The sequence below is a fragment of the Enterococcus sp. DIV0008 genome, assembly GCF_050542615.1.
GTDB classification, from domain to species: Bacteria; Bacillota; Bacilli; order Lactobacillales; family Enterococcaceae; genus Enterococcus_D; species Enterococcus_D innesii.
This window is the reverse complement of sequence record NZ_CP172937.1, coordinates 329434-343395: the sequence shown is the minus strand read 5'-3', so window position 1 is coordinate 343395 and position 13962 is coordinate 329434. Positions and strand designations below refer to the sequence as shown.

Genomic DNA, 13962 nt, shown 5'->3' with positions numbered 1-13962 from the left:
ATCATTCCTCCTCTATGCTTGATCTGCTGCAAAACTACCGCCTTCACGCACTTCTTCTAAGCGTACGGACACGGTCTTCGACACTCCAGATTCTTGCATGGTCACACCATACAACACATCTGCTGCCTCCATCGTTCCTTTGCGGTGAGTTACGACGATAAACTGCGTATCATTTTGGAAAGCACTCAAGTAATGACCGAAACGAGAGACATTGGCTTCATCCAATGCTGCTTCCACTTCGTCAAGCACACAAAACGGTACTGGACGAACTTGAATAATGGAAAACAATAACGCAATCGCAGTCAGCGCCCGCTCGCCCCCTGATAGCAAGCTGAGGTTTTGCAATTTCTTGCCCGGCGGTTGGGCTTCGATCTCGATCCCAGTGTTCAATAAATCTTTCGGATCTGTTAAGACTAATTCCGCATGACCGCCGCCAAACATATTAGGAAATACTTGTTTGAATTGCAGACGGATCGCATCGAAGACTTCGCCGAAACGGGTTTTGACTTCTTCATCCATTTCAGACATCGTATCAAACAGCTGTGCTTTAGCCGACAGCAGATCATCTCGCTGACTCGTTAAGAACAAATGCCGTTGATTGACTTGTTCATATTGTTCGATCGCATTCAAATTGACTGGACCAATTTGCTCGATCGCATGTTTTAGTTCCTGAATGTCGACTTTGGCTTGTTCTGCATCCTCGATTTCAGGGAAATCTTGCGCGGCCTTTTCAAAGGTGAGATTGTATTCTTCTTGTAAATACAACAAACGATTATCCATCACCAATTCTGCGCGATTTTTTTCGATCTCAACTTCGGTTTTTTCTGACAGCTTTTCTTTTTGCGTTAAGTTTTCAGCACTCAGGGCTTCGTCTAATGCGCCGATTTCTTGTTGAACGACTTGACGTTGTTCACGAATCACCGTCAATTCCGCTGTTACCTGCTGCTTGGTTGTTGTAAATGCCTCAATTCGCTGAAGAATGCTTTCTTCTGAAAACTCATGATCGCTGACGTTGCTTGTCAAGGCAGCTAACTGCCGTTCTAGGGATTGTTGACGCGCTTCGTTTTCTTCCAATGCTTGATTCGTAGCGGCAATTTTTTGCTGCAAATGCGCCACTTGTTCTTTTTGAACGGCGAAAGCTGCCTGCAAGCGCGCACTTTCTTGTGCTAAGGTTTGGCGTTTTTCCTCGATCAAGTCTTCTTCGGCATTCATTTGATGAATATCTTGATCGATTTTCGCCAATTGCGCCGCAATATTCTTTTGCTGTTCTTCCAAACTCGTCTTCTTCTCATCGTACTCTTCAAAGAAGGCTTGCACTTCGCGATGTTCAAAATCAAACACTTGCTGCTCTTGCTTCAAGCGGCTCAGGTCATTCTCAAGATTTTGTAAGCGGCTTTGCAGCTCATGCTCCGTCATGCGAGCCTGTTCGCCTTGGGTCCGCAATTCTTCTAGTGCTGCTTGTGCTTCTTTGGTCGCTACTTCAAAATGCTGGACTTGCTTTTCCGTTTTTAAAAGCCGCTCATCCAGTTGCACCGCTTGTGCCGTCAATTGTTGCAGCTCATTGCTTTGGCTAAACAAACTACCGGCATTTTTCTTCGTTGCGCCACCCGTCATGGAACCACCAGCATTCATGACATCCCCTTCTAAAGAAACGACCCGATAGCTATAGTTCAATGCTCGTGCTAACGCATTAGCACTTTGCAAGTCTTCGGCAATCAAGATACTGCCTAACAAGTTATCCGTAATGGTTTGGACGTGTTCCGGCGACTGGACCAATTCGCTGGCAACGCCGATAAAGCCAGACACTTGCTTGGCTTGATTGCGGGCATAATCTGGCAAATGACGGGCTTTGATAGTCGTCAGCGGTAAGAAAGTGGCACGACCGCCGCGATTTTCTTTCAGATACGTGATGGCTGCCCGTGCATCCCGTTCATTTTCAACGACGACATGCTGTGCAGCGGCGCCTAATGCGGTCTCGATCGCCACGGTATAGTCTTGTGGCACATCGATCAACTCCGCTACTGCGCCAACGATGCCGCTGATCTGCTGTTTGTTTTTCAAAATCAAGCGAACGCCTTGATAAAAGCCGCTATAATTTTCTTGAATGTCTTGCAGACTGCGCTGTTTCGCTCGTACCTGCTGCACTTGACTCATTAACTGATACATTTTCTTTTGTTCTTCATCAAAGCGTTTTTTGTTGGTCTGAGCTTTTTCTTGAAGATGGATGTATTGCTTGCGTTGTTCTTCTAAAATCACCTTAGCCTGTGTCAGTTGTTCTTCCACAATTTGCGCTTCCGTCGTCTTTTCTTTCAACGACGTATTCATTTGCGTCTGCTTGCTTAACGCCGTTTGATTTTTCGCGGCTTCTTGTTGGTATTGACGCTCCAAGTATTTCAATTCGTTTCCGATCGTTGCCTGCTCCTGCATGGCTTCGACATATTGGCTACGCAACTCTTCAATGATTTCTTTTGCTGAACGTTGGTACTTTTCCTGCTCTTGCTGACACGCCAGCATCGCTGCTTCAACTTCCTGCACACTACGATTCTTTTGTGAAAGCAAGCCGATCAATTCTGCTTTTTCTTCATTTAAAAGTGTGACCCGTTCCGTGACTTCCTCTAAGGTTTCTTGGTATTCCGCAGAACTTTTTTGCGTATGTTTTGATCGCTCATCCAAGACTTCTTTTTGTCCTTCAGCTTGCTTCAGTCCTTCGGTGACCTCTAAAAGCTGCTGATTCAAACGCTCCAACGTTTCATCAAAGGCGGTCCGTTGTTGCCGCAAAGAATGTAGCGACAGTTCCCCTTGGTTGATCTTTTCGGAAATCTGCGCCAGTTCTTGGTTAAAGGTACTCAGTTGAGCTTTGGCTGTCTCCCACGCTTCTTTTGCTTTCGTGATCTCTAAGACTGCATAGGCCACATCAACCGTCGTCAATTTTTCTTTTAACGCTAAAAAACGGTTGGCTGCTTCACTTTGGGCTGCCAAAGGCACCAACTGATCTTCTAGTTCATAAATGATATCTTGTAGACGGCTTAAATTGTCTTCTGTTTCAAACAACTTTTGCTCAGCTTTCTTTTTCCGCTGTTTGTATTTCAATACCCCCGCCGCTTCTTCAAAAATCCCACGACGGTCTTCTGGTTTGCTGCTGAAAATTGCTTCTACCTTGCCTTGGGAAATGATCGAAAATGATTCTTTCCCCAACCCAGAGTCCATAAACAATTCTTGGATATCCTTTAAGCGGCAAGCTTGTTTATTTAAGAAAAAGTCGCTTTCGCCGGTTCTTCTCAAGCGGCGAGTCACGCTGATCTCACTGTAATCCATCGGTAAATAATGATCGCTATTGTCTAAAACGATCGTCACTTCCGCTATATTTAGCGCTCTGCGGGTGTCAGAACCTGCAAAAATAACATCAGGCATTTTGCCACCACGTAGATTTTTGGCAGATTGTTCTCCTAAAACCCAACGAATCGCTTCGGTAATATTGCTCTTGCCGCTGCCATTTGGTCCGACGACTGCAGTCACACGATGTTCGAAATCAATGACTGTGCGGTCGGCAAAGGATTTAAAGCCGGCAATCTCTATTCGTTTTAAATACACTCCGCCAGTCCTCTCTTACTGTTCAAGATCTGCCAAGGCATTCGCCGCGGCGTCCTGTTCTGATAATTTCTTCGATTTTCCTTGTCCTTTTCCGATCAAGGTATCATCGCAATAGACTTCCGTCCAAAAAATCCGTTCATGGGCGGGGCCTGCTTCTTTGATCAAACGATAATTGATGGAAACATCGCCACCACGCTGCAAGACTTCTTGCAAGCGGGTCTTATGATCCATCTCATGGGAAAAAGCACCTGCTTTTACTTTTGGAAAAACAACTTTCGTCAAAAAGCCGCTGACACTTTCCAGTCCTTGGTCCAAGTATAACGCACCTAAAAAGGCTTCAAATAGATCACAAAGCAAAGAAGGTCGTTTACGACCGCCAGAGTTTTCTTCCCCTTTGCCTAGACGAATGTATTCATCGAATCGGCAATCTTTGGCAAACATGGATAAACTGTCTTCGCGAACGATTGCCGCCCGTAGCTTCGTCAGCTTACCTTCGGGCAGATCTGGCAATTCACGATACAAATACCGTGAAACGATCAACTCTAAGACAGCATCGCCCAAAAACTCTAAACGTTCGTTATCTGACAAGTGCAAGTTGCGGTGCTCATTCACATAAGATGAATGCGTAAACGCTTGTTCAAGCAGATCTACATCATGGAACACAATATCAAACTTTTCTTTTAGTTCTTTCGTTAATTGTGTATTCATTTGTCACATTCCTTCATTAGTTTATCGACACTTCCCTATTATACTGGTTTTTGCCGAATTATGAAATGTTTCCTCCAAATTCTTGGAAAGACTGTAATAAAAATTTATCTACTTAATCTTCTCCTGTATAAAAAAGCCTGTTTTCCTCAGATACCCGCAAAAAAAACAGAAAAAAAAGACGTCCCAGAAAGGACGTCTTTTCACCGATCATTGATTAACGAGATTCAGCTGTAACTGAAACTGTTGCCCATCTGTTGTGGTCAATGTCATAAGCCCATGAGAAGTCTTTGACACGGTTTGAAACAGGCATTACTTGGTTTCTGTAAAGAGTAGGAATAACAAACGCTTCGTCTGCTGCATACTCTTGCCAAGCATCAAATGCTTCTTTACGTTTTGCATCATCAAATGAATCTTTTGAGTCGATTGCATCTAGAAGTTTTGTATTTTCTTCAGATTCAAAACGAGTGTAGTTGAATGCTGCATTCGGCCCGTAAAGTCCACTTGGAGAAGGATCTGAACCAGTTCCCCATGCTGCTTGGAAGACATCGATCTCAGGATCATCATTTTTCAACTTGTCATAGAATGCTTGGAAGTCGATCAAACGACCTGTAGTGTATTGTACATCAAGGCCGATTTCATTCCATTGTTGGATATAGTAATCAGACAATGGTTGTGCTGTTTCGCCACCTGACATTGAAGCAAAGTTGATGGTCAATTTCTCACCATTTTTGTCTTCACGCATGCCATCGCCATCGACATCTTTGTAGCCAGCATCATCAAGTAATTGATTTGCTTTGTCGATGTTCAATGTGTAGCCTTCTACTTCCGTATTGTGCAATGTACCGAATACTGGTGGAATCAACGTCGTAGCATTTGAACGCAAGCCATTGTAGAAACGACTTCCGACTGCATCGTTATCGATTGCGTAGCCCATTGCTTGACGCAATGCTTTATCCGCCATTTTAGACTCAGGATTGTAGTTGACTTTTCCTTCTTCTTCATTCCAAGTACCTAATTTAAAGCCTAGGTAAGTGTATGCTTGTTCAGGACGACCTAAGATTTGGTAACCATCTACATCTTTGTAGGTTGGGTACGTATCTGTCGGCATTGAATAAACAACGTCATATTGTTTTGCATTCAATCCTTCTACGATTGATGCTGAAGGAACAGCTTTAAATGATAATTTATCCATTTTAGGTGCGCCGCCGTAGTAGTACTCATTCGGTACGTATTCAACAGACTCTCCCGCAACGATATTTGACATCACATAAGGACCAAAGACGATTGGATTTTTACGAACTGGATCGCTTGATTCCATATCTTTGACTTCGATACCTTCAAAGGCATGTTTTGGTAAAGCAGATTCATACACTCCACCACCAGCTTGCAACATACCTGGGTGAACTTCTTTGTATTGGATTTTAACGACTTTGTCACTTTCTTTGGTGATACCAGAAATTGTATCAGCTTTGCCATCATGGTAATCTTCCATACCAACGATATTGGTAAAGTTGTTGTCATAGCGGATACCTGTATAATCTTTATGACCGATTACTTCATAAGAGAAGATCACGTCATCAGCGGTAACATCTTCGCCATCTGACCATTTCAAGTTATCACGTAATGTGATCGTTGCTGTGTTGTTGTCTTCATCTAACTCAAGATTTGCTGCACCACCGTCAACGATTTTGAAGTCAGAATCGTATAAGAACAAAGTTTCATTACTTGGTTCCATGAAATAACTGTCATAACTGTCTTGATAAAACTCCGGTACGAATAACCCTTGGAACTGCGTATCCATCACTACTGCAACATCCAACGTACCACCTTCGATTGCATCCTCGTCATTCTTGACTTCGATTGGCATTGTGCTGATATCTTCTGTTTCTGTCGCTGCATTGCCGCCACCAGAAGAATCGGTTCCGCCGCCGTTGCTGCCACACGCTGCCAATGCTAACACTGACAAAAGAGTGACCATACCAAAAATATTTTTCTTCATCCTGTATCCTCCTTGTTTATCCTAGTCGTTGACGCGCATCCGCTGAACGCTTAAATGCTTGACCAACGTAATTGATACTCAACATCAAGACTAAAATTAGAATTGATGCGGGTAACCAGATCCACTGTCTGTTGACCAGCACATCACCGCTGCTGGCATACCCGATCAGTGTTCCCAAACTTGGAACATTGGTCGGCAGACCAAAACCTAAGAATGTTAGTGTCGTTTCAATACCGATATTCGCTGCAAAGTTCATTGTTAAGTTGGTGATGATCAATGAGCTAAGGTTCGGCATGATTTCGCGGAACATGATGACAAAGTCATTGGTTCCGAGAGTTTTCGATGCACTAACATAGTCGCGACGGCCTTCTGAAAGGGTCTTACTTCGGAAGAGCCTTGCTTTTCCGACCCAGTAAAAGGCACTCATGACCCATATAAAGGTCCAAACGTTATAACGAGGTACGATCGATACGATAACGATAATGATCAGCATGATCGGTAAAATCATAACGAAGTCAACGATACGCATCAAAATATTATCAATGATACCGCCATAATAACCTGAGATGATCCCTAGTCCGACCCCAACGATCGACGTAATGATCGTGATTGAAAAACCAATCAAGATTGAGTTACGCGCACCGATGATCAATTGTCCCCAAACATCACGGCCACCTTCATCCGCCCCTAAAAGGTAGGTGCCGCCGTTTGGTGAAATCGCGCCAGGTACAGCGTATTTATCAAGGATGCTGACACGCATCACTTGTGATTGATCGATAACTGCCGAGCCGATAAACACGAATAATAAAACTGCGACTAACAAAACTAATGAAAAGATCGCCATTTTATCTTTTAAGAATTCGCGAAAAATCATTTTCAATCCCATAGGCGGGATGCTCTCTTGTTTTAGTACTTTTTCTTTCTTTTCAGACACATTTATCCCCTCCTATTACTGGATTCTGATTCTTGGATCGACAATACTCATGATGATATCTGACAGCAGCGTACCGATCAAGGTCGCTAGTCCTAAGATCAATGTCAGTGAAGTGATCACGGCATAGTCCCGTTGGACGATACTATCGATAAACAGTTTTCCGACACCTGGGTAGGCGAAGATTTTCTCAATGACCACAGAACCTGCGATCAATGACGTGATCTCGTAGCCCATTTGTGATGCGATCGGCAACGATGCATTCCGGAAAACGTGACGTGAGAAGACTTTGTTCGTTGGTACCCCTTTTGAACGAGCGGTACGAACGAAATCCAATGATTTCGAATCAATGACTTCACTTCGCAAGTATTGGATCGTCACTGCTGTTCCTAATAATGCAGAAGTGATTGCCGGTAATAGTAGGTGATACAAGCGGCTCCAAAACTCAGCCATGCCGCTGACCCCCGGTGCAACGGAACCACCCGTTGGGAACCAAGCCAATCGGTAACCGAAGATGAACAATGCGATCAACGCAAAGATAAACAACGGTACGGCGAAACTGAAGAAGTTGTAAACAACGACGACTTTATCAAGCAATGAATTTTGGTAACGTCCTGCCCACATCCCTAAAGGAATGGCAATCACGTAAGTCAAAATGACCGTCAATAAAGATAACCACAATGTATTGCTGATACGTCCTGCTAATAATGTTGAAACAGGCAATTTAAAGATAAAGCTTTGTCCAAAGTCCCCTTTTAAGGCATTTCCGATCCAACGGAAATACTGGGTATACCATGGGTCATTCAAACCAGCTGCTTCACGCATCCGCTCAATAACAGCTGGATCTTGGTTTGGATTGATCAAACCAGTAAATGGATCCCCAGGCATTGCTTGTGCGATCAAGAAAATCAAGATACTCAAAATAATGACTTGCGGGATCATCAACAACAAACGACGTAGAATTGTTTTCCACATTATTCAGCACCCCCGTTTTTCAATGCGACTTGGTGCGACTCGGTGATTTTACGCAAGTCATACACTCTGCCAGATTCGTCGTAGTAATCTTTTTGATGGGTCACATATTCCAACTCGACCTTGCGGCGGTTTTCTTTGTGAGCATCGCGATTTTTTACGTCGATTTGAGGAATCGCTGATAATAAACGTTTTGTATAGATGTGACGCGGGTCTTGATAGATGTCTTCCCGTGTCCCGATCTCAACGAAGCGGCCTTTGTACATGATGGCGATATTGTCACACATGTGTTTTACGACCCCTAAGTCATGAGAGATAAATAAGAAACTTAAGCCAAATTCTTGCTGGATCCGTTTCATAAAGTTCAGTACTTGCGCTTGCACGGATAAGTCAAGAGCTGAAACCGGCTCATCGGCGACGATCAGTTTTGGATTGGATGCTACCGCGCGGGCAACCCCTAACCGCTGACGTTGTCCACCAGAGAACTCGTGAGGATATTTGTATAGGGCATCTTCTGGCATCCCAACGATATCCAACAAACTTTTCACACGTGTTTTCTCTTCTTGATCGCTTAAGCGTTCAAAGTTGCGCAATGGTTCGGCGATAATGTCTACCACGCGTTTTTTAGGATTCAAGCTGGACATTGAATCTTGGAAAATCATTTGGACATCTTTGTTGTAGTTCATTTTTTTGCGGACGGAACGTTTGGTCACGTCTTGCCCATCATAAATGATTTCACCGCTAGTGATTTTTTCTAACCCAACGATAGCTTTCCCAGTTGTGGATTTACCAGAACCAGACTCACCAACCAATCCGTAGGTTTTTCCTTTTTCAATGATGAAGTCCACACCGTCAACGGCATACACATGGTCCGTGACGCGGTTGAAGAATCCGCTGCGAATAGGATAGTGGACTTTCAGATCTTTGATTGTAATTAATTCTGTCATCTACACTTCTCCTTCTTCGTCTCTAAAATGAAAATGCTTGTAGCATGTGCAACGGACCAAATGATCAGGTGCTACTTCATGCAAGACTGGGTTTGCTTCGTGGTCGCTTTCAGGAATCCAAGGAATCCGTGCGGCAAACCGACAACCGGTCCGAGGCATATTTTTCAAGGAAGGAACCACGCCCTCGATCACATGCAGTTCACTGTCTTGTGAGTTTTCTTGAGGGATCGAGTTAAGTAGTGAGCGGGTGTATGGATGTTTCGGATTGGCAAACAACTCTTCGGCTGTTGCGACTTCCACAAACTGTCCCCCGTACATTACGGCTACTCGGTCGGCCATCTCTGCTACGACACCTAAATCGTGGGTGATCAAAATGATCCCCGTTTGCGTTTCTTCTTGCAAATCTTTTAGTAGATCAAGGATCTGTGCTTGGATCGTCACGTCCAACGCGGTCGTTGGTTCATCGGCAATAATGATTGGTGGTTTACAAGCAATCGCGATCGCAATGATGACCCGCTGACGCATCCCACCTGACAATTCATGAGGGTATTGACGTCCTACTCGCGGTGGATTCGGGATCCCAACTTGTTCTAATAATTCTAATGCCCGTGCTTGGCGCTGTTCGGCATTCATATCTGTATGATAAGACAAGCCTTCTTTGATTTGGTCTTCGATCCGCATCAACGGATTCAGTGCAGACAACGGATCTTGGAAAATCATCCCAATATCATTTCCGCGAATTTTGTTGTATAACGTTTCGTTTAAGTTTGACAAGTTTAAATCTTTATATAAGATTTCTCCAGTGATTTTCGTGTTGTTTGGGTCATGTAGCCCCATGATCGTTGTAGCTAACGTACTTTTTCCGCAACCAGATTCTCCTACGATTGCTAAGATCTCATTACGATCCAGTGTAAAAGAAATACCATCTACTGCGTCATAGTAATCGTCTTTGATACGAAAACCTGTGTGAAGGTTTTGAACATCTAGTAATTGATTATCTCTGGACAATCGAATACCCCTCTCTACTTTCTAAGATGTCTTGCGTTTTAATGTAAAAAAAGAAGGAACATGCATTTCATTTCCAAAAGCTTTCTTAACATTGTATAATATATTCTTAATAATTATATAGAAATGCTAACAATAATGCAAGTCCCAGAAAACTTAAAACACTGAATTTTCAGAAAATTTACATTACGCTTCCAACGCCGTTATGTCAGGTTTAACCATCGTTTTTTAGATTTTGATTTTAAAGAAAAGCCGCCCAAATCACGGCGGATCAATTATGAGAAAGAAAGAGCTAAGTCATCTAGGACTTAGCTCTTATGTCTGTCTTAAGCAAGATGGCTTGAAATATAATCAACCGCTCCACCGACTGTTTCGATCTGCTCGGCATCTTCATCAGAAATCTCGGTACCAAATTCATCTTCTAGTTCAAGGACGAATTCCATCACACTGATCGAATCAGCGTTCAAGTCGTCTTTAATGCTCATCGTATCCGTTACGTTCTCTGCGTCAATTTCAAAATGATTGGCGATCACGACCGCAACTTTCTTGAATACTTCATCTCGTGTCAACTGGCTTCACCTCCACGCGTTTGCACAAAACATAGAATGGCTAACAAACATTGTACTGCTTTCTATGCTTTTTGTCTAGATATTTTTGCAATTTCATTACAATGATTGCATTATGATTGCGTTTCGTCTTTTGCAGTCGGCATTTCTTCAAAGTGGGCGACTAATTGGGCCACAACATCTGTTGCTAGCATCGTATGGATCTGCTTGATGGTGTACGCTACCGCTTCTGGTCCTGTCGCCCCATGGGTTTTGATGACTGGTGCTTTCAAACCAAACAATACGGCCCCGCCATGTTTCGCATAATCCATCTCATTTTTTACTTTTCGCAACGCATCCTTCAGTAACAACGCCCCTAATTTCCCTTTGGTACCTGAATCAAGAATCGATTGCTTCAACAACGCCATTAAGTTCAAGGCAGTTCCTTCGATCGATTTCAAAACAGCATTTCCAGTAAAGCCATCTGTCACGACGACGTCAGCTGCACCATCCAATAATTCCCGAGCCTCGACATTGCCGATAAAATGGATCGTAGGGTCTTGCGAAAGCAGTTCAAAGGCTTTTTTCGTCAATTCGCTGCCTTTGGTTTCTTCCGTTCCGTTATTTAACAAGCCGACCCGTGGTCGATTGATCCCGCGAACTTTTTGGGCATAAAAGGACCCTAAGACGGCATAGTTTGCCAAATGTTCTGGTTTATTGTCGGCATTAGCGCCTAGATCCAGCATATCAAAGCCAGCATCTTTGCCGATCACTGGCATTGTGGACATCAATCCGGGACGGTCGATCCCTTTGATCCGACCAACGATGAACAACCCGGCCGCTAATAAAGCACCGGTATTTCCGGCTGAAAAAATCGCATCTGCTTCGCCATTTTTCACTGCTTGTGCCGCTAAGACCATTGAGGCCGTTTTTTTTCGTCTGATTGCTTTAACAGGTTCATCATCACTATTGATTTTTTCATCTGTGTGGATAATAGTGACATTTTTATCATCCGTCATGTATTTTTTGATTTCATTTTCTTTTCCGTAAAGGAGGAATTCAATCTCTGGAAAATCTTTTTTCGCCAGCATAACCCCTTCTACGATCGCTTTTGGGGCGTTGTCTCCGCCCATTGCATCAACAGCAATCCGCATCTCGCTGCCACTCCCTTCATTTTCCCAATCAGTATAGCATATTCTTTAATCAAAAAATTGTTTGTCTGCTTTTTTTGCTGCTAAATAGTTCGCCAACGCCGTGAATTCCGGCAATAGCTGCCAGCCATTTTTTTGCCAAAGCTGGGTAGCTTCGACTTGAGCCACTTCTAGAATGTGGGCATCCGCAACTAAATCGGCAGCCGCAAACTCTGGCAAGCCCGATTGTCGATTGCCGAAGACTTCTCCTGGCCCCCGCAACTGCAAGTCTTTTTCGCTGACTACAAAGCCGTTGGTGGTTTCTGTCATGATCTTCATTCGTTCGACCCCCGTCTCATTTTTCGGGTTTGCGATCAATATACAGTAAGAAGCATCGGCACCGCGCCCTACCCGTCCACGTAATTGGTGAAGCTGGGCTAACCCGAAGCGATCAGCGTCAATGATCAGCATCACTGTCGCATTAGGGACATTGACCCCTACTTCGATGACTGTCGTGGAAACCAAGATCTGCAGTTGATTTTCTTTGAAGGCTTCCATAATAGTGTCTTTTTCTTGATTCTTCATTTTCCCGTGCAGCATCCCTACTTGATAGGTTGGGGAAAAATAACTTTGCAGCTGCTCATAAATCTCCGTGGCATTCTTGACATCCAGCATTTCGGATTCTTCGATCAAAGGACAGATGACATACATCTGGTGCCCTTGGGCCAATTCTTTTTGCGCCCACTCTAAGATCGATTCAAACTGCGGCGGTCGGACCCAGCGCGTCTCTACAGGAATCCGTCCTGCCGGCATCTCATCGATCACCGAAACATCCATTTCGCCATAAGCCGTGATCGCTAGCGTACGAGGGATCGGCGTGGCGGTCATAAAGAGTACATCAGGAAGATAGCCTTTTTCCCTTAAGACTTTTCGCTGATTGACCCCAAAACGGTGTTGTTCATCGGTGATGACTAAGCCAAGATGTGCAAAGTCTACCCCTTCTTGGATCAGCGCATGGGTCCCAACGATGATGTCGATCTCCCCAGCTGCTAATTGCTCTAAGATGACCCGCCGTTCTTTTGGTTTGGTCGAGCCTGTCAAAAGAGCGGTGGTCACTTCTAAGGGGTCAAAGAGTTGATTTAAGCTCTCTAGGTGCTGTTGGGCCAAAATCTCAGTCGGCACCATCAGCGCCCCCTGAAAGCCAGCCGTCATCGTAGCATAGAGGGCGATCGCCGCCACAACTGTTTTCCCACTTCCTACGTCTCCTTGCAAGAGCCGCTGCATGTGCTGCGGACTTTTCAGGTCATGGCAGATTTCATTGGTCACGCGCTTTTGCGCATTCGTCAATTCAAAGGGCAGTTTACGAGTAAATTCTTTCAAGCGTTGCACATCGTAATCGATCGCCAAGCCGTTTTTCTCGGCTTTTTCGCTTCTCTTCAGTCCTTGGATCTGCATTTGGAACAAAAAGAACTCTTCAAAAATCACCCGACGCTTCGCTTGATGACTCTCTTGGGGATCTTTGGGAAAGTGCATCGCAAACATCGCGGATTTCCGATCCAACAAGCGATATTTTTCGATCAATGACAAAGGCAAGATCTCGGAGATCTGATCACCAAAATCAAGGAATGCCTGTTTGATCAGTTCGATCAACACACTTTGACGCACGGCTTTATTGACATGATAAATCGGGGCAAAGTCCTCGCCACTTTTGCTGCCAAGAATTTTCATCCCCGTCAGACCTTTGCGTTTGGCGTCCCATTTGCCATAGACGGCGATCTCTTCTGAGACCTCTACTTTATCCTTCAAATAAGGCTGATTGAAAAAGGAGACATTAAAGACATCGTGGTCTTGCATCATGCGAAATTGCAACCGACTTTTCTTGTAGCCAAAGCGATTGACGACCGGTGGGGAAACGACGATCCCCTTGATCGTTACTTTTTCTTGGTCTTGAATCTCCGCTAATTGCCGTTCTTGAATGTCTTCATAACGAAACGGGTAATACTTTAGCAGGTCTTCGATGGTTTCGATTCCTAAACTAGCCAAGTCTTGGGCGCGTTTTTCTCCGACACCCTTTAATACCGTAAGTGGCTGATTCAGCATAGGTACCCTCCTTTTCCAAAGTGATTTTATTTAT

Annotated in this window: 10 protein-coding genes; all 10 read right to left on the bottom strand. The window is 44.2% G+C overall.

Annotated features, from left to right (window positions below; translation table 11 throughout):
* Window positions 1–12: 12 nt before the first annotated feature.
* Window positions 13–3591, bottom strand: coding sequence for a chromosome segregation protein SMC (smc, locus tag IGI84_RS01640; RefSeq protein ID WP_081118842.1), 3579 nt, complete (start codon window positions 3589–3591; stop codon window positions 13–15).
* Window positions 3592–3606: 15 nt separating this feature from the next.
* Window positions 3607–4299 (bottom strand): ribonuclease III, encoded by a 693-nt coding sequence (gene rnc, locus IGI84_RS01635; RefSeq protein ID WP_005227136.1) that lies wholly within the window; start codon window positions 4297–4299, stop codon window positions 3607–3609.
* A 214-nt stretch (window positions 4300–4513) separates the two neighbouring features.
* The gene (locus IGI84_RS01630; RefSeq protein WP_200125808.1) at window positions 4514–6298 is read right to left on the bottom strand and encodes an oligopeptide ABC transporter substrate-binding protein; all 1785 of its coding nucleotides are present in this window, start codon (window positions 6296–6298) and stop codon (window positions 4514–4516) included.
* Between the two features lie 16 nt (window positions 6299–6314).
* Entirely contained in the window at window positions 6315–7184 is an 870-nt protein-coding gene (locus tag IGI84_RS01625; RefSeq protein WP_153883525.1) for an ABC transporter permease, read from the bottom strand.
* Window positions 7185–7247: 63 nt separating this feature from the next.
* Entirely contained in the window at window positions 7248–8204 is a 957-nt protein-coding gene (opp4B, locus tag IGI84_RS01620; protein WP_005227132.1) for an oligopeptide ABC transporter permease, read from the bottom strand.
* A complete protein-coding gene (locus IGI84_RS01615) occupies window positions 8204–9148 on the bottom strand; it encodes an ABC transporter ATP-binding protein (RefSeq protein WP_077453896.1) in 945 nt (314 codons plus the stop codon). The genes opp4B and IGI84_RS01615 overlap by 1 nt, the downstream gene beginning before the upstream one ends.
* Window positions 9149–10156: an ABC transporter ATP-binding protein gene (locus tag IGI84_RS01610; protein ID WP_060791587.1), complete on the bottom strand. Its 1008-nt coding sequence runs from the start codon at window positions 10154–10156 to the stop codon at window positions 9149–9151.
* 323 nt (window positions 10157–10479) lie between these two features.
* Window positions 10480–10722 carry an acyl carrier protein gene (acpP, locus tag IGI84_RS01605; protein WP_005227129.1) on the bottom strand — a complete coding sequence of 81 codons (243 nt, stop codon included), beginning with the start codon at window positions 10720–10722 and terminating at the stop codon, window positions 10480–10482.
* A 110-nt stretch (window positions 10723–10832) separates the two neighbouring features.
* Window positions 10833–11852 (bottom strand): phosphate acyltransferase PlsX, encoded by a 1020-nt coding sequence (plsX, locus tag IGI84_RS01600; RefSeq protein WP_077453897.1) that lies wholly within the window; start codon window positions 11850–11852, stop codon window positions 10833–10835.
* A 45-nt stretch (window positions 11853–11897) separates the two neighbouring features.
* Entirely contained in the window at window positions 11898–13928 is a 2031-nt protein-coding gene (recG, locus tag IGI84_RS01595) for an ATP-dependent DNA helicase RecG (RefSeq protein WP_081118840.1), read from the bottom strand.
* Window positions 13929–13962: the final 34 nt, after the last annotated feature.

What these genes read in the sequence shown, in the direction of transcription:
- rnc (WP_005227136.1), bottom strand. Translation starts at nt 4,299, where the DNA reads ATGAATACACAATTAACGAAAGAACTAAAAGAAAAGTTTGATATTGTG.
- IGI84_RS01630 (WP_200125808.1), bottom strand. Translation starts at nt 6,298, where the DNA reads ATGAAGAAAAATATTTTTGGTATGGTCACTCTTTTGTCAGTGTTAGCA.
- IGI84_RS01625 (WP_153883525.1), bottom strand. Translation starts at nt 7,184, where the DNA reads ATGGGATTGAAAATGATTTTTCGCGAATTCTTAAAAGATAAAATGGCG.
- opp4B (WP_005227132.1), bottom strand. Translation starts at nt 8,204, where the DNA reads ATGTGGAAAACAATTCTACGTCGTTTGTTGTTGATGATCCCGCAAGTC.
- IGI84_RS01615 (WP_077453896.1), bottom strand. Translation starts at nt 9,148, where the DNA reads ATGACAGAATTAATTACAATCAAAGATCTGAAAGTCCACTATCCTATT.
- plsX (WP_077453897.1), bottom strand. Translation starts at nt 11,852, where the DNA reads ATGCGGATTGCTGTTGATGCAATGGGCGGAGACAACGCCCCAAAAGCG.
- recG (WP_081118840.1), bottom strand. Translation starts at nt 13,928, where the DNA reads ATGCTGAATCAGCCACTTACGGTATTAAAGGGTGTCGGAGAAAAACGC.